This window comes from Streptomyces panacea, assembly GCF_040560175.1.
Classification (GTDB): domain Bacteria; phylum Actinomycetota; class Actinomycetes; order Streptomycetales; family Streptomycetaceae; genus Streptomyces; species Streptomyces panacea.
Genome location: NZ_JARJHW010000096.1, coordinates 1 through 20,655 on the forward strand (window position 1 = coordinate 1; position 20,655 = coordinate 20,655).

General features: G+C 71.4%; 17 protein-coding genes, 1 pseudogene and 1 riboswitch. Of the genes and pseudogenes, 13 read left to right on the top strand and 5 right to left on the bottom strand.

Annotation, left to right across the window (positions count from 1 at the left end; genetic code table 11):
* Positions 1–52 precede the first annotated feature (52 nt).
* Positions 53–1,774: a flavin monoamine oxidase family protein gene (locus tag P3L51_RS21935; RefSeq protein WP_354606983.1), complete on the top strand. Its 1,722-nt coding sequence runs from the start codon at positions 53–55 to the stop codon at positions 1,772–1,774.
* Between the two features lie 67 nt (positions 1,775–1,841).
* On the opposite strand, the gene P3L51_RS21940 is transcribed toward P3L51_RS21935, so the two are convergent.
* Complete coding sequence (locus tag P3L51_RS21940; RefSeq protein ID WP_354606984.1) at positions 1,842–3,227, bottom strand: uracil-xanthine permease family protein; 1,386 nt, start codon at positions 3,225–3,227, stop codon at positions 1,842–1,844.
* Positions 3,228–3,450: 223 nt separating this feature from the next.
* On the opposite strand from P3L51_RS21940, the gene P3L51_RS21945 reads away from it, so the two are divergent.
* A complete protein-coding gene (locus tag P3L51_RS21945) occupies positions 3,451–4,743 on the top strand; it encodes an alginate lyase family protein (RefSeq protein WP_354606985.1) in 1,293 nt (430 codons plus the stop codon).
* Between the two features lie 84 nt (positions 4,744–4,827).
* On the opposite strand, the gene P3L51_RS21950 is transcribed toward P3L51_RS21945, so the two are convergent.
* The gene (locus tag P3L51_RS21950; RefSeq protein ID WP_354606986.1) at positions 4,828–6,048 is read right to left on the bottom strand and encodes an MFS transporter; all 1,221 of its coding nucleotides are present in this window, start codon (positions 6,046–6,048) and stop codon (positions 4,828–4,830) included.
* Positions 6,049–6,178: 130 nt separating this feature from the next.
* Between P3L51_RS21950 and P3L51_RS21955 the strand changes: the two genes are divergently transcribed.
* The gene (locus P3L51_RS21955) at positions 6,179–7,363 is read left to right on the top strand and encodes an ROK family transcriptional regulator (protein WP_354606987.1); all 1,185 of its coding nucleotides are present in this window, start codon (positions 6,179–6,181) and stop codon (positions 7,361–7,363) included.
* Positions 7,364–7,526: 163 nt separating this feature from the next.
* Here the strand turns inward: P3L51_RS21955 and P3L51_RS21960 are convergent, their stop codons facing one another.
* Positions 7,527–8,273: an SDR family oxidoreductase gene (locus P3L51_RS21960; RefSeq protein WP_354606988.1), complete on the bottom strand. Its 747-nt coding sequence runs from the start codon at positions 8,271–8,273 to the stop codon at positions 7,527–7,529.
* A 209-nt stretch (positions 8,274–8,482) separates the two neighbouring features.
* A riboswitch (FMN riboswitch) is annotated at positions 8,483–8,613 on the top strand.
* 173 nt (positions 8,614–8,786) lie between these two features.
* Between P3L51_RS21960 and ribD the strand changes: the two genes are divergently transcribed.
* The 10 genes and pseudogenes from ribD to P3L51_RS22010 all read left to right on the top strand — a co-directional run bounded on the left by ribD (position 8,787) and on the right by P3L51_RS22010 (position 17,599).
* Positions 8,787–9,920 (top strand): bifunctional diaminohydroxyphosphoribosylaminopyrimidine deaminase/5-amino-6-(5-phosphoribosylamino)uracil reductase RibD, encoded by a 1,134-nt coding sequence (gene ribD / locus P3L51_RS21965; RefSeq protein ID WP_354607004.1) that lies wholly within the window; start codon positions 8,787–8,789, stop codon positions 9,918–9,920.
* The gene (locus tag P3L51_RS21970; RefSeq protein ID WP_354606989.1) at positions 9,921–10,538 is read left to right on the top strand and encodes a riboflavin synthase; all 618 of its coding nucleotides are present in this window, start codon (positions 9,921–9,923) and stop codon (positions 10,536–10,538) included.
* Positions 10,535–11,203, top strand: coding sequence for a nicotinamide mononucleotide transporter family protein (locus P3L51_RS21975; protein ID WP_354606990.1), 669 nt, complete (start codon positions 10,535–10,537; stop codon positions 11,201–11,203). Before P3L51_RS21970 ends, P3L51_RS21975 begins: the two co-directional genes overlap by 4 nt.
* Positions 11,200–12,492, top strand: coding sequence for a bifunctional 3,4-dihydroxy-2-butanone-4-phosphate synthase/GTP cyclohydrolase II (locus tag P3L51_RS21980; protein WP_354606991.1), 1,293 nt, complete (start codon positions 11,200–11,202; stop codon positions 12,490–12,492). Before P3L51_RS21975 ends, P3L51_RS21980 begins: the two co-directional genes overlap by 4 nt.
* 42 nt (positions 12,493–12,534) lie before the next feature.
* Entirely contained in the window at positions 12,535–13,020 is a 486-nt protein-coding gene (gene ribH / locus P3L51_RS21985) for a 6,7-dimethyl-8-ribityllumazine synthase (protein ID WP_354606992.1), read from the top strand.
* Between the two features lie 34 nt (positions 13,021–13,054).
* Positions 13,055–13,327 carry a phosphoribosyl-ATP diphosphatase gene (locus P3L51_RS21990; RefSeq protein WP_023543014.1) on the top strand — a complete coding sequence of 91 codons (273 nt, stop codon included), beginning with the start codon at positions 13,055–13,057 and terminating at the stop codon, positions 13,325–13,327.
* 108 nt (positions 13,328–13,435) lie between these two features.
* Positions 13,436–14,284, top strand: a complete 849-nt coding sequence (hisG, locus tag P3L51_RS21995) for an ATP phosphoribosyltransferase (protein WP_354606993.1) — start codon at positions 13,436–13,438, stop codon at positions 14,282–14,284.
* Between the two features lie 14 nt (positions 14,285–14,298).
* Positions 14,299–14,763, top strand: a pseudogene (locus tag P3L51_RS22000) (PH domain-containing protein); the annotation flags it as partial.
* Between the two features lie 293 nt (positions 14,764–15,056).
* Entirely contained in the window at positions 15,057–16,493 is a 1,437-nt protein-coding gene (locus P3L51_RS22005) for a hemolysin family protein (RefSeq protein ID WP_354606994.1), read from the top strand.
* Positions 16,490–17,599 (top strand): hemolysin family protein, encoded by a 1,110-nt coding sequence (locus P3L51_RS22010; RefSeq protein WP_354606995.1) that lies wholly within the window; start codon positions 16,490–16,492, stop codon positions 17,597–17,599. The genes P3L51_RS22005 and P3L51_RS22010 overlap by 4 nt, the downstream gene beginning before the upstream one ends.
* 95 nt (positions 17,600–17,694) lie before the next feature.
* On the opposite strand, the gene P3L51_RS22015 is transcribed toward P3L51_RS22010, so the two are convergent.
* Both P3L51_RS22015 and P3L51_RS22020 read right to left on the bottom strand, forming a co-directional pair.
* Positions 17,695–19,614 carry an AAA family ATPase gene (locus P3L51_RS22015; RefSeq protein WP_354606996.1) on the bottom strand — a complete coding sequence of 640 codons (1,920 nt, stop codon included), beginning with the start codon at positions 19,612–19,614 and terminating at the stop codon, positions 17,695–17,697.
* Positions 19,615–19,977: 363 nt separating this feature from the next.
* The gene (locus P3L51_RS22020; RefSeq protein ID WP_354606997.1) at positions 19,978–20,607 is read right to left on the bottom strand and encodes a uridine kinase family protein; all 630 of its coding nucleotides are present in this window, start codon (positions 20,605–20,607) and stop codon (positions 19,978–19,980) included.
* Between the last annotated feature and the right edge of the window lie 48 nt (positions 20,608–20,655).

A 20,655-nucleotide genomic window follows, 5' to 3' on the forward strand; every position in this document is an offset into this window, starting at 1 on the left:
CTCGGAGATGTGTATAAGAGACAGGCCTTTCCCCGCAAGGAGTCCGTACCCCATGACGTCCACGGTGCCCACCTCCGTCCAGCACCCCGAGGCACAGCCGCCGGCCGGCCTGCCGCCGATCACCATGTTCGGTCCGGACTTCCCGTACGCCTACGACGACTACCTCGCCCACCCCGCCGGTATCGGCCAGATCCCGGCCACCGAGCACGGCGCCGAGGTCGCGGTCATCGGCGGGGGTCTCTCCGGCATCGTCGCCGCGTACGAACTGATGAAGATGGGCCTGCGGCCGGTCGTGTACGAGGCCGACCGGATCGGGGGCCGGCTGCGCACCGTCGGCTTCGACGGCTGCGACCCCGAACTGACCGCCGAGATGGGCGCGATGCGCTTCCCGCCGTCGTCCACCGCGCTCCAGCACTACATCGACCTGGTGGGCCTGGTCACCGAGCCGTTCCCCAACCCGCTTTCCCCCGGCACCCCTTCGACCGTCGTGGACCTCAAGGGCGAGTCGCACTACGCCGAGACGATCGACGACCTGCCGCAGGTCTACCGCGACGTCATGGCCGCCTGGAACACCTGCCTGGAGGAGGGCGCCGACTTCTCCGACATGAACCGCGCCATGCGCGAGCGCGACGTGCCACGCATCCGGGAGATCTGGGCGCGGCTGGTGGAGAAGCTCGACAACCAGACCTTCTACGGCTTCCTCTGCGACTCCGACGCCTTCAAGTCCTTCCGGCACCGGGAGATCTTCGGCCAGGTCGGCTTCGGGACCGGCGGCTGGGACACCGACTTCCCCAACTCCATCCTGGAGATCCTGCGCGTCGTCTACTCCGAGGCCGACGACCACCACCGCGGCATCGTCGGCGGCAGCCAGCAACTGCCGCTGCGCCTCTGGGACCGCGAGCCCGCCAAGATCACGCACTGGCCGCTCGGCACCTCGCTCTCCTCCCTGCACGGCGGCGAGCCGCGCGGCGCCGTGACCCGGCTGCACCGCACGGCGGGCGACCGGATCACCGTCACCGACGCCTCGGGGGACATCCGCACCTACCGCGCCGCCGTCTTCACCGCGCAGTCCTGGCTGCTGCTGTCGAAGATCGACTGCGCCGACTCGCTCTTCCCGATCGACCACTGGACGGCGATGGAGCGCACCCACTACATGGAGTCGTCCAAGCTGTTCGTGCCGGTGGACCGGCCGTTCTGGCGGGACGAGGCCCTTGACGACCGGGGCGAGCCGACCGGCCGCGACACGATGTCGATGACCCTCACCGACCGGATGACGCGCGGCACCTACCTCCTGGACAACGGCCCCGACAAGCCGGCCGTCATCTGCCTCTCCTACACCTGGTGCGACGACAGCCTGAAGTGGCTGCCGCTGTCGGCGAACGAGCGGATGGAGGTCATGCTGAAGTCGCTCGGCGAGATCTATCCGAAGGTGGACATCCGCCGGCACATCATCGGCAGCCCGGTGACGGTCTCGTGGGAGAACGAGCCGTACTTCATGGGCGCGTTCAAGGCGAACCTGCCCGGCCACTACCGCTACCAGCGCCGCCTGTTCACCCACTTCATGCAGGACCGGCTGCCCGCGGACAAGCGCGGGATCTTCCTGGCCGGTGACGACATCTCGTGGACGGCGGGGTGGGCGGAGGGCGCCGTACAGACCGCGCTGAACGCCGTGTGGGGCGTGCTGACCCACTTCGGCGGCGCCACGGACGCGACGAATCCGGGGCCGGGGGACGTGTACGACGACATCGCGCCGGTGGAGCTGCCGGAGGACTGAGCGGTGGCCGTCCGGGCGCGTGGTCGGGGTGCGGTCGGGGTGCGGCACACGCCGTGGCCCGGCCCGGTCAGCGCTCCTTGTCACCGTCGTCGTAGGTGGACGTGCCGGAGTCGAGCAGCGGCCCGTCGCCCTTCAGATGCGGCGGGGCGAAGGCGCGCAGCACGTGGTAGCCGATGATGACCACGAGCGTGCCGAGCGCGATCCCGCTGAGCTCGAAGCTGTCGGTGAACTTCAGGCTGACGCCGCCGACACCGATGATGATGCCCGCCGCCGCCGGTACCAGGTTCAGCGGATTGCGCAGATCCACCCCGGCGTTGATCCAGATCTGCGCGCCGAGGAGACCGATCATGCCGTAGAGGATGACGGTGATCCCGCCCAGCACCCCGCCGGGGATCGCGGCCACGACGGCGCCGAACTTCGGGCAGAGCCCGAAGAGGAGGGCGAATCCGGCGGCGGCCCAGTACGCCGCGGTCGAGTACACCCGGGTCGCGGCCATCACGCCGATGTTCTCGGAGTACGTGGTGTTGGGCGGTCCGCCGACGGCGGTGGAGAGCATCGAGGCGGCGCCGTCCGCGGCGATCGCCGTGCCCAGCTTTCCGTCGAGCGAATCGCCGGTCATCTCGCCAACGGCCTTCACATGCCCGGCGTTCTCCGCGATCAGCGCGATCACGACCGGCAGCGCGACCAGGATCGCCGACCACTCGAAGCTCGGTGCGTGGAAGTCGGGCAGACCTATCCAGTCGGCCTTCCCCACCAGGGACAGGTCAAGACGCCAGTGGTCCACTGCCTCGGCGCCGCCCGCGGGGGAGTGGATCTTGCCGAAGACCCGGTCGAAGAGCCAGGAGACGCCGTACCCGAAGAGCAGACCGAGGAAGATCGCGATACGCGACCAGAAGCCGCGCAGACAGACCACGGCCAGCGCGGTGAACACCATCACCAGCAGCGCGGTCCACTGATCCTGCGGCCAGTACGTCTTGGCGGAGACCGGCGCCAGATTGAACCCGATGAGCATCACGACCGCGCCCGTCACGACCGGCGGCATCGCGGCGTGGATGATCCGGGCTCCGAAGCGCCGCACCGCCAGCCCCGAGAGGAAGAGCGTGACGGCGACGACGAAGACCGCGCCGGTCACGGTGGCACTGTCGCCGCCGGACGCCCGGATGGTGGCGGCGACCCCCACGAAGGAGAGCGAGCAGCCGAGATAGCTCGGCACCTGGCCCCGCGTGGCCAGCAGGAAGATGATCGTCGCGACGCCGGACATCATGATCGCGAGGTTGGGGTCGAGCCCCATCAGGACGGGCGCGACGAACGACGCGCCGAACATCGCCACCACGTGCTGGGCGCCGAGTCCGGCCGTACGGGGCCAGGAGAGCCGTTCATCGGGGCGTACGACGGCGCCGGGCGCCGGCGTGCGCCCGTCGCCGTGCAGGGTCCAGCGCACACCGAGCTTCATGAGGGTGGCTCCACTTCCGAATACAGGGCCGAACGAATACCGGGCCGAAAAGATCAGGTCATGGTAGGGCCTGCTGTCGGCCGGCCCTGGATCGCCTCCCCTTGGAGGTTCTGCTACCTGAATCGCGTCCAGGGCATTGTCCGTTGGAGTCGGGTACCTCTACGCTCACAGCTCGCACGGTCTTGTTCATGAACATCATTCACGTACATGATGGGAGTGCTCGATGAGGAGCAGAACCCGACGGCGCCTCGGCGCCCTGCTCGCCGTCTCGGCGGCGCTGGCCGCGGTCGTCGTGCCCGCGACGTCCTCGTCCGCCGGCGAAGCCCGGCACGGCGACGCCGGCAAGGCCCCCGCCACGGTCGTCATCGACGGGCAGCGCATGCGCGAGGCCAAGGCCCGACTCGACCGGGGCGACCCCGCACTGCGCACGACGGTGCGCCAACTCACCGCCGCCGCCGACAAGTGGCTGAACCAGGGCCCCTGGACCGTCACCGACAAACCCGAGCCGGCCCCCAGCGGCGACCGGCACGACTACCTCAGCCAGGCACCGTACTGGTGGCCGTCGCAGCCCAGGACCGAGGAGAACCCCAGGGGTTGCCCGTACGTCCAGCGCGACGGCGAGCGCAATCCCGAGGTCGACACGGGCACCGACCGCCCCGACATCGGGAAGGTCTTCAACTCCACCACCAGCCTCAGCCTCGCCTGGTACTACACGGGCGACAAGAAGTACGCCGAGCACGCGGCCACCATTCTGCGCACCTGGTTCCTCGACCCGGCGACGCGCATGAACCCGAATCTGAACCACGGGCAGTTCATCCCGTGCAAGTATGAAGGCCGCGCGATCGGGATCATCGACTTCTCACAGCAGTACACCAGCGTGCTCGACGCGCTCGCGGTCCTGGAGACCGGCGCTCCGGGCTGGACCAAGGCCGATCGCACCGCCATGCGGGCCTGGAACAAGGACTTCCTCGACTGGCTCGTCAACTCCCCCTTCGGCAAGGAGGAGTCGGCGGCCCAGAACAACCACGGCACCTTCATGGACATGCAGGTAGCCGGTCTCGCCCTCGCCACCGGCGACAAGACGCTCGCCCGCAAGATCGTCAAGGACGCGCGGGCGAAGCGCATCGACACCCAGATCGGGGGCGACGGCACCCAGCCGCAGGAACTGGCCCGCACCCGTAGTTATCACTACTCGACGTTCTCGCTGGTCGCCCACACCCGGCTCGCCGGCATAGGCGAACACGTCGGTGTGAACCTCTGGGACCACCAGGGACCGGTCGGCCAGAGCCTGTTCAAGGCCGTCGAGTATCTGCTGCCGGCCGCGACCGGCAGCGCCCCGTGGCCGCATCCGGAGCTGGACTTCGACCGGTACGCGGCGAGCGACATCGTCCACGCGGCGGCCGACGCCGGAAACAAGAAGGCGAAGGCCGCCGTGCCCCGGCTGGAGGAGCCGCCCCTGGGCGACCTCTGGGCGCTGCGGCCGGCCGCGGAACAGCTCGACTCGATCGCGCCCTGAGCGGATCCGTCCGCCGGACGGGTCGTGGGTCGTGGGTCGCGCCCGCGGCCCGTCCGGCGAAAGCGCCGCAGCACCCGGCGGACGTCAGTCGTTCTGTATGGACGGCGCGGGCTCCGGCGCCCCCGCCGCCGGAGCCGTACGCCGGTCCCCGGTCTTCAGCACACTCGCCCCCAGCACCAGACCGAAGGCCAGTACGGTCACCAGGCCGAAGGAGACCACCAGTGACGTCGCGTCGGCCACCGCGCCGATCGCCGAGGGGGCGATCAGCCCGGACGTGTACGTGATGGTCGCGACGCCCGCGATGGCCTGGCTCGGGTTGGGCCCGCTGCGCCCGGCGGCGGCGAAGGCCAGCGGTACGACCACCGCCACACCCAGCCCGACTAGGGCGAACCCGCTCATCGCGACCACCGGATTCGGCGCGAAGACCACCGATGCGCCGCCGAGGGTGGCGCAGAAGCCGCCCACCCTGACGCACCGCACCGCGCCGAAGCGGTCGACGATCCGGTCGCCGAGGAGCCGCGCTATCGCCATGGTCAGCGCGAAGGCTGTCGTGGACGCGGCGGCGAGACCGGGCGATGTGTCCAGTACGTCCTCCAGATACACCGCCGACCAGTCGAGACTCGCGCCCTCGGCGAAGACCGCGCAGAAGCCGACCGCGCCGATGAGCAGCGCGGACCTCGGCGGGAGGGCGAAGCGCGGCGGCGGCTCGTCGTCCGGCGCGCTGCGCAGGTCGAGCACCCACCGGCAGGCGATCAGGCCCGCGATCGTGAGCACGGTGGCCGCGATCAGATGGTGCACCCGTGCGTCGCTGTCCATATGGGCGGCGAGCGTGCCGCCTGCCGAGCCGATCAGCGCGCCCGTGCTCCACATGCCGTGCAGGCTGGACATGATCGACTTGTCGAGCCGGTTCTCGATCTCCACGCCGAGGGCGTTCATCGCCACGTCCGCCATGCCCGAGGTGGCGCCGTACACGAAGAGCGCCAGACAGAGCGTCCCCAGATTGGGGGCGAGCGCGGGCAGCGTGAGGGAGAGCGTCCACAGGGCGAGCAGCCCGCGCAGCGCCGTACGCGCGCCGAAGCGGTGGCTGATCGCGCCGGCCAGCGGCATCGCGACCGAGGCGCCGATGGCGGGGAAGGCGAGCGCGAGGCCCAACTGCCCCGCGCTCAGCGACGCGTGGTCCTGGATCCAGGGGATCCGGGTGGCGAAACTGCCGGCGACGGAGCCGTGCACACAGAAGACGGCGGCCACGGCGAACCGTGCCCGGCGCAGTCGTTGCTTGTCGAAGACCGGTGGTCCAGTCGGCATTGCGTCTCGTCCTCCCCGTGCGGCGCGGTGACGCCAGTCCAACAGTGCGGCAGTAAACTATCAGGAACCCTGCATGATAAATAGATGGCACTGTCCGCGAGAGATCCCGGACATCTGGAAGGATCCAGGCATGGCCGCATCCCCGAGCACGGCACGGGCCATCAACGACCGCCTCGCCCTGGAACTGCTCCAGGAAGAAGGCCCGTTGACGGCGGGACAGCTCAAGACACTCACCGGGCTCTCCCGGCCCACCGTCGCCGACCTCGTGGATCGGCTCCAGAACTCCGGCCTGGTCAGGATCGTCGGCGAGACGGGGGACGCGCGCCGCGGGCCCAACGCGCGGCTGTACGGGCTGGTCGCCGACCGGGCGCACCTCGCGGCACTCGACGTACGGACGCGGAGCGTCGCCGTCGTCGTCAGCGACCTCCTCGGGGCGACACTCGCCGAGGCGGTGCTGCCCATCGGCAGTGACACCGGCGTCGAACCGGCAGTCGAGGGCGCGGCGGCCCTGCTGGAGCGCACGGCCCACGAGGCCGGCGCCGTACGCCTGCACAGCGTCGGCATCGGCGCGCCCGGCCTGATCGACCCGGTGACCGGCGAACTCCGCGAGACCAGCGGAGTGCCCGCCTGGCACCGAAGACTTGTCGCCGCGCTCCAGGAGCGCCTGCCCGCCACCGTCCTCGTCGAGAACGAGACCAATCTCGCCGCCGTCGCCGAACAGCGCGTCGGCGCCGCCCGCGACCAGGCCCCCAGCACCTTCGTCCTGCTGTGGCTGGGCCTCGGCGTGGGTGCCGCGCTCGTCCTGGACGGCAAGGTCCGGCGGGGCGCCTCGGGCGGCGCCGGCGAGATCGGCTTCCTCCCGGTGCCCGGGACCTCGGGGCTGCCCTCGGCGACCGCCTGCGACGGCGGGTTCCACACGCTCGCCGGCTCGGCGGCCATCTGCGAACTCGCCGAGCGCCACGGTCTGTTCGCCGAAGCCGGACCCCAGGAGCCGCCCGCCGCGGCCGTCGTCCGCGCCGCCCTCACGGCGGGCGCGGCGGGCGACGCCTTCCTCGACGCCCTCGCCGGGCGCCTCGCGGTCGGCGCCGCGGCCATCAGCGCCGTACTCGACCCGGGGCGGGTGGTCCTGGGTGGCGAGGTCGGTCACGCGGGCGGTACGGCACTGGCCTCCCGTGTCGAGGCGCGTCTGGCGGAGATGTCCCCCCTGCGTACGGAGGTCGTGGCGAGCCCGCTGGGCGGTGCGGCGGTGCTGCGGGGAGCGCTGCTGACGGCGCGGGACGCGGCCCAGAACGACCTCTTCCCGCCACCGGTCTGAGATCGGTCCGAAGCCGGTCCGACACGGGTCTCACGCCACCGGGGCCGGTCCGACGCCGGTCCTGGGCCCGGTCCGACGCCGGTTCGACACCGGCCGACGAGGCGTCGGCGGAGAGTTGTGTCACATGTTCATGAACTCCGCCCGCGCTTCGCCCCGCCCGCCCTCACACCTTCCGCGTGGCCAGGAAGTCCTCGAACGTCTCCTTGCCCACGGCCCGTTCGGGCGTCAGCTGATCGCCCCGGCGATAGCCCGCGTACGCCTTCCCGAACAGCGGCATCGTCAGCAGCCGCCGCTTGTGCCCGGTCGCCCGCAGATAGGCGTCGGCCAGATCCCGCACCGTCCGGACCTCGGGACCGCCGAGGTCGGCAACCCGGCCCGACGGCGGACGCGTGGCCAGGTCCGCCAGCCGGGACGCGACCTCCGCCGAGCCGACCGGCTGAAGGCTCACCTCCGCGGGCAGCAGGGCCGCGACCGGCAGTTTCGTCGCGCCCTCCAGCATCCGCAGCACGTGGTCGTGGAACTGGGTCGTGCGCAGAATCGTCCAGCCGAGCCCCGAATCCTCGACTATCCGCTCGACGATCCTCTTCGTCCGGTGGTAGCCGAGCGGCAGGCGGTCGACCCCGACGATCGAGACGTAGACGAGATGCGGAATCTCCGCGCGTACCGCCGACTCCACCAGATGCGCCGCCGCCCTGTCGTCCCCGCCGCGCGGCGAGGACGCGCAGTGGACGACCACGTCCACCCCCTTTAACGCCTCGTCGAGACCCCTGCTGTCGTCGTCGCGCAGATCGACGGCGTACGGCTCTGAACTGCGGCTCAGCGCCCGGACGTTGTGCTCGTCCGTGCGCAGCCGGTCCACGACCTGTCTGCCGAGTGTTCCCGTACCACCGGTCACGAGGATTGTTGCCATGGCCCAAGCCTGCCAGCGTGTGACGCACCACGGGACGACAGGGTGCGAACCCACGCCCACCGGGCGCCCGAACCACGTCCGGACCCGGTCCCGAACCCCACCGCCGACCGCCCGCCGGGTCGCCACGCGACCACCGTCTGTGATCCAGCGCACACATCGGGCCCGGATGGCCGACGATCAGGCGTGGCACACTGGTTCCGTACCAGCAGCAGCGCACTCCGGGGTCGGTGTAATTCCGAACCGGCGGTTACAGTCCGCGACCCGACCGCTTCCAGCGGCCGGTTGACCAGGTGAAACTCCTGGACCGACGGTGAAAGTCCGGATGGGAGGCAGTGCGCGGCGGGCCGTCATCGGTATGCCGTCGTCGGCGGATCGTCCTCGGACGATTCGCGTTCCTGGCTTCGGCGTTGCCGTGTGCGTCACCCGTTTCTCTGTCCTCATCGACAGGCCCCGGAGTCCGTGCCCCAGAGGCAGGAGGACCCGGTGGCCACCACCACGGCCGACACGGACGCCATGCGTCGAGCCATCACGCTCGCCGCCCGCGCGCTCGGCGCCACCAGCCCCAATCCGGTTGTCGGATGCGTGATCCTCGACGCCGCGGGACAGCGGGCCGGTGAGGGATTCCACCAGCGGGCCGGCGGCCCGCACGCCGAGATCCACGCCCTGCGCGCGGCCGGCGACCGGGCCCGCGGCGGCACCGCCTACGTCACCCTCGAACCGTGCGACCACACCGGCCGCACCGGCCCCTGCGCCCGGGCGCTCGTCGAGGCCGGGATCGCCCGTGTCGTGTACGCGGTCGCCGACCCGAATCCGCGGGCCACCGGCGGCGCCGACACCTTGCGGACGGCCGGCGTCCGCGTCGAGCGGGGCCTGCTCGCGGAGGAGGCCGAGGCCGGCAACGCCGCCTGGCTCACCTCCGTACGGCTCGGCCGCCCCTACGTCCTGTGGAAGTACGCCGCCACGCTCGACGGCCGGATCGCGGCGGCCGACTCCACCAGCCGCTGGATCACCTCCGCCGAGTCCCGCGCCGACGTCCACCGGCTCCGCGCCGAGGCCGACGCCGTCGTCGTCGGCTCGGGCACCGCGCGCGCCGACGACCCGCACCTCGCGGTCCGGGGCGCCGACGGCGCCGTCCAGCCCCTGCGGGTCGTCGTCGACACCGAGGCCACCGCCGTACGGCCGGGAGCGCGCGTCCTGGACGGCGCCGCGCCCACGCTGATCGCCGTCGCCGAAGACGCGGACACGACGCACCTCAAGGCCGCGGGGCCCCGCGAGGAACCGGTGGACGTCGTACGGCTGCCCCGTGCCGAGCGGGGGCTGTCCGTCCCCGCGCTCCTCGCCGACCTGCACGCGCGCGGCGTCCGCTCCGTACTCCTCGAAGGCGGCCCCACGCTGGCCGGGGCCTTCGTCACGGCCGGGGCCGTCGACAAGGTCGTCGGCTATCTCGCGCCCGTCCTGCTGGGCGCCGGCCCCGCCGCTCTGGGCGACGCCGGAATCACCACGCTCACACAGGCGTTGCGCCTGCGGATGACCGAGACCGTACGCGTCGGCCCCGATCTGCGCGTCACCGCCACACCCGAACGTGCCGCACCCGAACGTGCCGCAGCCGCGAGCACCGCGGCCGTGTCAACTCCCAAGGAGCGTTGAGTGTTCACCGGAATCGTCGAAGAACTGGGTGAGGTCACCGCCGTCGAGAACCTCGGCGACTCCTCCCGCTTCCGTCTGCGCGGCCCCGCCGTCACCGAAGGCGCCAAGCACGGTGACTCGATCGCCGTCAACGGTGTCTGCCTCACCGTCGTCGACCTCGCCGATGGCGAGTTCACCGCCGACGTCATGGCCGAGACGCTGGGCCGCTCCAGCCTCGGCGCGCTCGTACCCGGTTCCCGGGTCAACCTGGAGCGGCCCATGGCCGTCGGCGGCCGGCTCGGCGGACACATCGTCCAGGGCCATGTCGACGGCACCGGCACGGTCGTGGACCGCGAGACGTCCGAGCACTGGGAGATCGTCAAGGTCTCGCTCCCCGCCGACCTCACCCGCTACGTGGTCGAGAAGGGCTCCATCACCGTCGACGGCGTCAGCCTCACGGTGGTCGACGCGGGAGCCGACTACTTCACCATCAGCCTCATCCCCACCACCCTCGCGCTGACCACCCTCGGCATCAAGGAGCCCGGCGACCCGGTCAACCTGGAGGTCGACGTCATCGCCAAGTACGTGGAGCGGCTGCTGGCCTTCCCCGCCCCGGCCACCGAGGAGCCGGTCCGATGAGCGCCCCGTCGTCCTGGCCGGCCGTGGACTGGCTGAACGCCGAGGCGTTCACCGCCTTCGGCCAGCACATCATCTGGTCCGACATGATCGGCAACTCCATCGGCCTGATCGCCCTCGCGCTCGGCTGGCGGCGCTCGATCCTGACCTGGCCCGCGCAGTTCCTGTCCGGCCTCATCCTCGTCGCCGCCTACGCCTCGGCACACCTCAGCGGCGGCGTCGGCAAGCAACTCCTCGTCATCGGCGTGGCGTTGTGGGGCTGGCGGATGTGGCAGCGCGGCCGGCAGCAGGCGCAGGACGGCACCATCGCCGTCCGGTTCGCCACCTGGCCCGAGCGCTGGCTGCTCCTCGGCGGCACGGCCGTCGGCACCCTCGCCGTCGGCGGCCTCTTCACCGCCGTACCCGACCTGTCCTGGAACCCCTGGCCCGACGCGTACATCTTCGTCGGCACCCTCGCCGCGATGGTCGCCCAGGCGCGCGGCCTGGTCGAGTTCTGGTTCGCCTGGCTCCTGGTCGACCTCGTCGGCGTACCGCTCGCCTTCAGCAGCGGACTCGCCTTCTCCGGCTTCGTGTACGTCGTCTACCTCGGCCTCGTCCTGTGGGGACTGCGCGACTGGTGGCAGCGCACCCGCGCGGCCGCCCCGGCTCTGGAAGGAGCAGCAGCATGACAGCACAGCCCACCTGGTACTCCACCGACAACATCGAGGACTTCGCCCTCGACCCCGTGGAGCGGGCGATCATGGACATCGCGGCGGGCCGTCCCGTCGTGGTCGTCGACGACGAGGACCGCGAGAACGAGGGCGACCTGGTGATCGCCGCCGAGAAGGCGACGCCCGAGATCGTCGCCTTCATGATGAGCGAGTGCCGCGGACTGATCTGCGCCCCCATGGAGGGCACGGAGCTGGACCGGCTCGAACTGCCGCAGATGGTCGACCACAACACCGAGTCGATGCGGACCGCCTTCACCGTCTCCGTCGACGCGGGACCGGCCCACGGCGTCACCACCGGCATCTCGGCCGCCGACCGCGCCACCACACTGCGCCTGCTCGCCGCGGGCGCCGCGGCCGAGCCCGGCGACTTCGTGCGCCCCGGCCATGTCTTCCCGCTGCGCGCCAAGCCGGGCGGGGTGCTCGCACGCGACGGCCACACCGAGGCGGCGGTCGACCTGGCGCGCCTCGCGGGGCTGCGTCCGGCCGGGGCGATCGTCGAGATCGCGGGCGAGGACGGGGTGATGCTCCGGCTGCCGGAGCTGATCCCGTTCGCGCGCAAGCACGGCCTGACGATCATCTCCATCGAGGACCTGATCGCGTACCGGCGTACGGCGGAGCCCACCGTCCGACGCGAGGCCGAGGTCCACCTGCCCACGGCGTTCGGCGAGTTCACCGCGTACGGCTACCGGTCCACCGTCGACGGCGTCGAGCATGTCGCCCTCGTCCACGGCGACATCGGCGACGGCGCCGACGTACTCGTCCGGGTCCACTCCGAGTGCCTGACCGGCGACATCTTCTCCTCGCAGCGCTGCGACTGCGGCCCGCAGCTCCAGGCGTCGATGCGGAGCGTCAGGGAAGCCGGCCGGGGTGTCGTCGTCTATCTGCGCGGCCACGAGGGACGCGGTATCGGCCTGCTGTCCAAGCTGCGCGCGTACGAGCTCCAGGAGCGCGGGCGCGACACCCTCGACGCCAACCTGGAACTCGGCCTGCCCGCCGACGCGCGCGACTACGCCGCCGGGGCGCGGATCCTCGAAGACCTCGGGGTCCGCAGCCTGCGGCTGATGACCAACAACCCCGACAAGGTCGAGGCGTTGGAGCGGCACGGTCTCGACGTGATCGCCCGCGAGCCCATGCCCGTCCAGGCGGGGGAGCACAACCTGCGGTACCTGCGCACCAAGCGGGACCGGATGGGGCACGAACTGCCCTGGCTCGACCCGGCGGCCGCGTCGGCCTGCGGCAATCAGTAGTACCACCAGCCCACATCGAGACACCGGAACAACAGGAGAGACATGAGCGGCAAGGGTGCACCCGAACTGTCCGTCCGCAACTGCGGCGACCTGCGGGTGGCGGTCATCGCGGCCCTGTGGCACGAGAAGGTCATGGACGGACTCGTTGACGGCGCCCTGCGCGCCCTGCGTGAACTGGGCATCGACGAGCCGACCCTGCTCAGGGTCCCCGGCAGCTTCGAACTGCCCGTCGTCGCCAAGGTCCTCGCCGACCGTGGCTACGACGCCGTCGTCGCGCTCGGCGTCGTCATCCGCGGCGGGACCCCGCACTTCGACTACGTGTGCCAGGGAGTCACCCAGGGCCTCACGAAGGTCTCGATCGACACCGGCGTACCGATCGGGTTCGGCGTGCTGACCTGCGACACCGAGGAACAGGCGCTGGACAGGGCGGGACTCGAAGGCTCCCGCGAGGACAAGGGGCACGAGGCCGTCACCGCCGCCGTCGCCACGGCAGCCACCCTGCGTACGGTCGCCGAACCCTGGCGCTGACGGCTCCAGCGGACCGCGTAGGCTAGTCCTCACCATGCCGAAGAAGACGTTCGAGGAGCTCTTCGCCGAGCTTCAGCAGAAGGCCGCCACGGGCGACCCCAGCACCTCCCGTACCGCCGAACTGGTGGACAAGGGGGTGCATGCCATCGGTAAGAAGGTCGTCGAAGAGGCCGCCGAGGTGTGGATGGCGGCCGAGTACGAGGGGCCCGAAGCCACCGCCGAGGAGATCTCGCAGCTGCTGTACCACGTCCAGGTGATGATGGTCGCGCGCGGGATCTCGCTCGACGACGTCTACGCCCATCTCTGAGCACCACCCCCATCGACGTACGACTCCACGGCCCCGGGCGCACAGCCGCGTCCGGATCCCGACGCCCACCGTTCGCCGCTGTCACGCATAGGTAAGGAAGCCACTCCCATGCTGCGTATCGCCGTCCCCAACAAGGGTTCACTCTCCGGGGCGGCGTCGGCGATGCTCCATGAGGCCGGCTACCAGCAGCGCAAGGAGTCCAAGGAACTCGTCCTGGTCGACCCCGAGAACGAGGTCGAGTTCTTCTACCTCCGCCCGCGCGACATCGCGATCTACGTGAGTTCCGGTCGTCTCGACATCGGCATCACCGGACGTGACCTGCTGCTCGACTCCGGCGCGGGCGCCGAGGAGATCCTGCCGCTCGGCTTCGCCCGCTCCACCTTCCGCTTCGCGGCGAAGCCCGGCACGGCCACGTCCGTCGCCGACTTCGGCGGGCTGACGATCGCCACCTCCTACGAAGGCATCGTCGTCAAGTACCTCGCCGACAAGGGTGTGGACGCCTCCGTCGTCCACCTCGACGGCGCCGTCGAGACCGCCATCGAGCTGGGCGTCGCACAGCTCATCGCGGACGTGGTGGAGACCGGCACCTCGATGCGCAACGCCGGCCTCGAAGTCATCGGCGAGCCGATCATGAAGTCCGAGGCGGTCGTCATCCGCCGCAACGGCGCGGACGCCGGCGAACCGAAGGTCCAGCAGTTCCTGCGCCGCCTCCAGGGCGTCCTGGTCGCCCGCACATACGTGATGATGGACTACGACTGCCGCGCCGAGCACCTGGAGCGCGCCGTCGCCCTGACGCCCGGCCTGGAGTCGCCGACCATCTCCCCCCTGCACAACGAGGGCTGGGTCGCCGTCCGCGCGATGGTCCCGGCCAGGGAGGCGCAGCGAATCATGGACGATCTGTACGAGCTGGGTGCCCGCGCCATCCTCACCACGGCCATCCACGCCTGCCGCCTGTGAAGGAACCACACCTGATGTCCGTGCCGGCCGCCCGCCCCGCGCTCCCCGACCCGCCCGCCCTGCCCGTGACGTTCCGGCCGAACGGCACCCGCGCCGTCCTGCTGTCCGTCGGGACGGTCATGCTCTGCGTCATCACGGCCATGTCCGTGACGCTGGAGAATCTGAACGCGGGGGAGCGCGTCAGCTTCATCTTCGTCGGGCTGCTCTTCTTCGGCGTGCTGTGCCTGCTGAGTCGCCCCAAGGTCGTCGCCGACGACACGGGCGTCACCGTCGTCAACCTCACCCATGTCCGGCGGCTGGAGTGGGCCGAGATCCTGCGCGTCAATCTGCGGGTCGGCGACCCGTGGGTCTTCCTCGACCTGAGCGACGGCACCAGCTTGCCCGTGCTCGGCATCCAGCCCGGGGTCGCCAGGCAGAAGGCCGTACGCGACGCGCGGGCCCTGCGCGCCCTCGTGGAGTCGCGCGGCACCGGCGCCGACGTCGCCACGGACACCGCCACGGACACCGGTGCGCGGACGGCCGCGGAGCCGACCACCGACGCCGGCAAGGACACCGCCACCGACTCCGCCACGGACAACGGTCCCGCGTGAACATTGCGGTGGTCGTCCCAGTGGCTACCCTGGGGTCGGAGGCGCCAAGTGCGCCCCGCCCCGCATCCGACGGCCGTGCGTACCGGCCCGCGGGGCATCCTGCGACCCGAGGAGTGACTCCCTCCAGCAATGGACGGATCATCCGGTAGTACCTGCGCCGCCGCCTTCGAAGAGGCGGCGGCATGACCATCCCCCTTCTGCTGCTCGCCGCGGCATTCCTTCTCATCCTCGCCAACGGATTCTTCGTGGCGGCCGAGTTCGGTCTCGTGACCGTGGACCGGCCGGACGCCGAACGCGCGGCCGCGGCGGGCGACCGCCGCGCCCGAGCCGTCGTCCGGGCCCTGCGGGAGCTTTCCTTCCAGCTCTCCGGCACCCAGCTCGGCATCACCATCACCTCACTGGTCGTCGGCATGCTCGCCGAGCCCGCGCTCGCCCAGCTGCTCGACGGCCCTCTCACCGCCACGGGCCTCCCCGAAGGGGCCGTGTCCGGTGTCGCCGTGGTGATCGGGGTGCTCCTCGCCTCCGCCGTCCAGATGGTCATCGGCGAACTCGTGCCGAAGAACTGGGCGGTCTCCCGGCCGTTGCAGGTCGCGCGTTTCGTCGCGGGACCCCAGCATCTGTTCGCCACCGTCTTCCGGCCCGTCATCACCCTGCTCAACAGGGTGGCCAACCGGCTGGTGCGGCTGTTCGGCGTCGAGCCGACCGACGAGCTGGCCTCGGCCCGTACGCCCGGTGAGCTGGTCTCGCTGGCCAGGCACTCCGCACTGGCCGGCGCGCTCGAACAGGACACCGCTGATCTGTTCGTACGGACCCTGTCCCTCGGCCACCTCACCGCGCAGCACGTCATGACCCCGCGCGTGAAGGTCATAGCCCTCCAGTCGGACGCCACCGCGGCCGACGTCCTCAACCTGACCCGCGCCACCGGCCTGTCACGCTTCCCCGTCTACCGGGAGCGCATCGACGAGATCGTCGGCATGGCCCACCTCAAGGACGCGCTCGCCGTCCCCGAGCGCGAGCGGCAGCGGGTGCCGGTCGGCCGGATCTCCGTGCAGGCCCAGCTCGTACCCGAGACGCTGCCCGTACAGCAGCTCCTGGAGCGGCTGCGCAGCGAGCAGCCGATCGCCGTGGTCGTCGACGAGTACGGCGGTACGGCCGGGGTCGTCACCCTTGAGGACATCATCGAGGAACTGGTCGGCGAGGTCCTCGACGAGCACGACAGCGAGGGCGACGGGCGCCCCGAACTCGCCTCCGTCGCCACCGACGACGGGCGTCCCACGTGGGACGCCGAGGGCAGCTGCCGGGTCCTGACCCTCCAGCGGATAGGGCTCGAAGTCCCGGACGGGCCGTACGAGACGGTGGCGGGACTGGTCGCCGACCTGCTGGGGCGTATCCCCGCACCGGGCGACCGCGCGGAGCTGCCGGGCTGGCGGCTCTCCGTCCGGCAGGTCGGGCGCTACCGGGCCGAGCGTGTCCGGTTGGTGCGCACCGGCGACGTCCCGGCACCGGCGGCCGTACCGGCCCGGCGGCCCACCACGGTCAAGGTCCCGGCTTCGGCCGCTGCCACGGCCCCGACAGCCGCACCCGCACCCGCCCCGGCGAGGGCGGAGGCGGCCCGGTGAGCGTCCTGCAGCTTCTCTTCGCCGTCCTCCTCGTCCTCGCCAACGGATTCTTCGTCGGAGCCGAGTTCGCGCTCGTCTCCGTACGCCGGAGCCAGATCGAGCCGCTGGCCGCCCAGGGATCGGCGCGCGCCCGGCAGGTGCTGCACGGCCTGGAGAATCTTCCGCAGATGATGGCCGCCGCGCAGTTCGGCATCACCATCTGCTCCCTGACGCTCGGCGCCGTCGCCGAGCCCACCGTGGCGCATCTCCTCGAACCGGTCTTCCACGCGGCGCATGTCCCCGAGGGCCTCATCCATCCGCTGGGCTTCTTCGTCGCCCTCGCCGCGGTCGTCTTCCTCCACCTCGTCATCGGCGAGATGGTCCCGAAGAATCTCGCCATGGCCGCGCCCGGGAAGACCGCGATCTGGCTCAGCCCCGGCCTCGTCGGCTTCGCCCGGCTCTGCCGCCCCGTCACCGCCGCCCTCGGCGCCTGCGCCACGCTGGTCCTGCGGGCCTTCGGCGTCGAACCCAGGGACGAGGTGGAGGCCGTCTTCACCAGCGAACAGCTCAACCGTCTCGTGGAGGACTCCGGCCAGGCCGGACTCCTCGAACCGGCGGAACAGGAGCGACTGGAGGACGCCCTGGAACTCGGCTCCCGGCCGGTCACCGACGTCCTGCTCACCCGGGCCGGACTGGTGACGGTGACGCCCGCCGTCACGCCCCGCGAGATCGAGGAGCTGACCGTGCGCACCGGCTTCTCCCGCTTCCCGGTCTGCGCCGACAACGCCGGGGTCTTCATGGGGTACGTGCACGTCAAGGACGTCCTGGACCTGGAGGAGCGGGAGCGCGCCGTCCCCCAGCACGTCTGGCGGCCGATGACGACCCTGCGGGCCGAACTGCCGCTGGACGACGCCCTCACCGTGATGCGCCGGGCCGCGACGCACCTCGCCCAGGTCGCCGACGCCTCCGGCCGGGTGCTGGGGCTGGTCGCGCTGGAGGACGTACTGGAAACGCTCGTCGGCGAGGTACGGGACCCGTCCCACCGGGAGGCGACGCGGCCGGTGCCCCTGCGCACCGGCGGTACGTCGGGCCCGCCCGACCCTTCGGAGCAGGTCCTCGCGCACTGAGCGCACCGGTTCACGGGCGTCCGGGCGCACCGGTTCACGGGCGTCCGGGCGCACCGGTTCTCGGGCGTCCGGCGCCCGAGGACCGGCCGGTCCGCTCAGAGGCCCGGCGGATCCCCCGGCCCCCGGCCGCGGTCCACCGGGCCCCGGCCCGACAGCACCTCGCCGTACGCCTGCATCAGATCCGGCAGCCGCAGCGTGGCCAGATCGTCGCGTCCCGGTGTGGTGCTGTAGCCCGAGAGCCGCAGATCGCGGTACGCGCAGCTCTTCTCGTACAGCGTGCGCAGGAAGCGGCCGTTGCCCAGCTCGTCGATCCATCCCTGGTCGACCACATGGCCGCTGATGCTGCGCAGCTCGTCCAGCGCCTCCTCGTCCCACACGTCGTCGTTCTCGGCGGCCAGCACCTCGCCGATCGCGGTCAGTTCGAGGGGGCGGTAACTGGGGAAGTCGACGCGCGTCGTGAAGCGGGAGGAGAGTCCGGGATTGGTGGCGAGCAGCCGGTCCATGCCCTCCGGGTAGCCGGCCAGTATCACCACGAGATGGTTGCGGTTGTCCTCGGCGCGCTTCAGCAGCACCTGGAGGGCCTCGTCGCCGTACGCGTCGCCCTTGCTGTAACCGGAGTTGGCGAGGCTGTACGCCTCGTCGACGAACAGCACGCCGCCGATCGCCGAGTCGATCAGCTCGTTCGCCTTCACCGCCGTCTGGCCCAGGAACTCGCCGACCAGATCGGCCCGTTGGGCCTCCACCAGATGGTCGCCGCCGAGCAGGCCGAGCGCGTAGAAGACCCGGCCGAGGATGCGCGCGACGGTTGTCTTGCCGGTGCCCGAGGGGCCGGAGAAGACGAAGTGACGTTTGGGCGGCTGGACGGGCAGTCCCTGACCGGCCCGTAACCGCGCCATGTTGAGCTGTGCCGACAACGCCTTGACCTGCCGCTTGACCGGTTCCAGGCCGACCATCCGCTCCAGCTCCGCCAGTGCCTCGGCGAGGAGGGCCGGATCCGTGGGGCGGTCGGGGAACTGCGGGGGAGCGGGCTGCGCGGGTACGCGGGCCTTCTCCCGTATCCCGTCCGCCGGATCGGCCGCGTCCTTCGGGTTCACCGGAACCCCCGCGCCGAACGGGGACTGCGCATCGACTCCCGGCCGCGGGTCGGGGGCCTGCGGGTACTCGCCGTCGGCCGCCGCGTCCACCGCGTCCTGGCCGAAGCCGGCCAGCGCGACCGACGCGAGCCCCACCGAGTCGTCCGCCCCGTCGTACCCGTCGGAGTCGGTGATCGCCGCGAGCCGGGCCGCGGTGTCCATGAAGGTGGGGTCGATACGGTGCACGGCCCGGTACAGCGGCAGCGCCGCCGCGCTGCGCCCGGTCCCCTCGTGCGCGCGGGCCAGCCAGTAGCGCAGCTCCTTGCGCTGCGGCTGCTCGCTGCGACAGCGCATCAGGGACGTCGAGAGCAGCGGCTCGGCCTGTCCGTACATCTCCAGCCGGACGCGTGCCATACCGCCGAAGAGGCCCGCCTCGATACCCAACAGCGGGTCGTTGACGAGGGATTCGGTGTGGCGCACCAACTGGTCCCAGTCCTTGACCAGATAGGCACGGCAGGCGTGCAGGAAGCGCACATGGGGATCGGCGTCCACGGGCGGCAGCCCGGCGAGCGCCCGGTCCAGCTCCGGCACGTGCCGGCCGTCGAGCCAGTGCGAGGCGTGCGCGAGCAGCAGATCGCGCCGGCTCTCCAGCACGGGCTGCACCCACCAGCCCAGCCAGTACCAGGAGTTGAGCGTGCGGCGGTGGCGGGAGCGCTGCTCGCCGAAGCGGTCACGGTGGCGGTACATGTGCAGCAGCGCGGTCGTGGTGTCGACCCGCAGCGCGTGCAACCCGAGCCAGCCGTCGGCCATCGCGGGATCGAGCCGTACGGCCTCCCGGAACTCCTCCTCCGCCTGTGGATACGCCCCCATGGTGTAGGCGTCCACAGCACGCACCCACGCGAGATCGGCCGGGGCCTGAGCGCCCTGCGTGCCGATGTCCATCAGGCCCCCCACAAACCATGACCCCGTGATGTCCCGCCGGGCGGGCGCCCGTCGGCAGAAGCGTGCTGAACCACCTTGTCGTGGACGGGAATTGACCCCACCGAGAAGCATCGTACCTGCGTAGAGGGTGCGCGACTAAGGGCGCAGCCGTCCCGCGCGCACCGTGACCCAGGGTGATCGCTGGGTGAGGGGCGGCGCCGGGGAGACGGCGAAGAGGGCAGAACGAAGCCCCCGATCACGGGGGAACAACCGGGGGCTTCGCGTCTGCGGCGGCTCCGAAAAGCCGCACATTGAGAACGTAAGACCTGTCCCACCCCTTGGTCAAGCCGAGTTGAGGCACCTTCGAGGCTGATTTCCGACTGCTCAGTACGGAGGGAACGGCCGGTCACCGTGGGTGACAGAGTCATCCTGCCGCGCGGTCGCAGGAGTTCCGGGCAGCCACTTGTACCCCTCCTGCCACTCACGTACCAGAACATCCGCGAAAGGACGCGACGGATCAGCCGCGAAATGGCGCGTCTCCGCCCGCGTCCAGCCGTCCCAGAAGGCCGAAAGGCTCGATCCGTCGCGCTCACGGCCCCGTTGCCAGGACTCCTCCGCGCCCCGGTCCATCCACAACAGCCGCGCGAGCCACGGCCGCACCGCCGCCCGGCCCGCGCCCACCCCCTCGATCAGGACGACCGGTGCGGGGAGCAGCGGGCGGGGCGCGCGGAAGTGCCGCAGGGTCCAGTCGTACGGCGCGTACCGCGCTTCCGCGCCACGCGAGAGCGGCCCGAGCACCTCGTCGGCGAGGCGCTCCGTCCAGTCGAAGAACGCGTCGTGCGTGGCCAGGTCGTCCAGACGCAGCACGGGCGCCCCGCCGAGCGCGGCGGCGAGCCGCGCGGCGAAGGTGCTCTTGCCGGAACCGGCGTGGCCGTCGACCGCGATCAGCCGCACCGGGCCGCAGGAGGGCGGCAGCGCGCGCAGGGTCATGGCGGCTTCGGTGAGGTCGTCCACCGGGCCACCCTATGCGCGGGCGGCCGGGGTCCGGCGCGCGGCGGTGCG

Coding starts and splice junctions, on each gene's coding strand:
- P3L51_RS21935 (WP_354606983.1), top strand. CDS start 53: ATGACGTCCACGGTGCCCACCTCCGTCCAGCACCCCGAGGCACAGCCG.
- P3L51_RS21940 (WP_354606984.1), bottom strand. CDS start 3,227: ATGAAGCTCGGTGTGCGCTGGACCCTGCACGGCGACGGGCGCACGCCG.
- P3L51_RS21945 (WP_354606985.1), top strand. CDS start 3,451: ATGAGGAGCAGAACCCGACGGCGCCTCGGCGCCCTGCTCGCCGTCTCG.
- P3L51_RS21950 (WP_354606986.1), bottom strand. CDS start 6,048: ATGCCGACTGGACCACCGGTCTTCGACAAGCAACGACTGCGCCGGGCA.
- P3L51_RS21955 (WP_354606987.1), top strand. CDS start 6,179: ATGGCCGCATCCCCGAGCACGGCACGGGCCATCAACGACCGCCTCGCC.
- P3L51_RS21960 (WP_354606988.1), bottom strand. CDS start 8,273: ATGGCAACAATCCTCGTGACCGGTGGTACGGGAACACTCGGCAGACAG.
- ribD (WP_354607004.1), top strand. CDS start 8,787: ATGCGTCGAGCCATCACGCTCGCCGCCCGCGCGCTCGGCGCCACCAGC.
- P3L51_RS21975 (WP_354606990.1), top strand. CDS start 10,535: ATGAGCGCCCCGTCGTCCTGGCCGGCCGTGGACTGGCTGAACGCCGAG.
- P3L51_RS21980 (WP_354606991.1), top strand. CDS start 11,200: ATGACAGCACAGCCCACCTGGTACTCCACCGACAACATCGAGGACTTC.
- ribH (WP_354606992.1), top strand. CDS start 12,535: ATGAGCGGCAAGGGTGCACCCGAACTGTCCGTCCGCAACTGCGGCGAC.
- P3L51_RS21990 (WP_023543014.1), top strand. CDS start 13,055: ATGCCGAAGAAGACGTTCGAGGAGCTCTTCGCCGAGCTTCAGCAGAAG.
- hisG (WP_354606993.1), top strand. CDS start 13,436: ATGCTGCGTATCGCCGTCCCCAACAAGGGTTCACTCTCCGGGGCGGCG.
- P3L51_RS22005 (WP_354606994.1), top strand. CDS start 15,057: ATGACCATCCCCCTTCTGCTGCTCGCCGCGGCATTCCTTCTCATCCTC.
- P3L51_RS22015 (WP_354606996.1), bottom strand. CDS start 19,614: ATGGACATCGGCACGCAGGGCGCTCAGGCCCCGGCCGATCTCGCGTGG.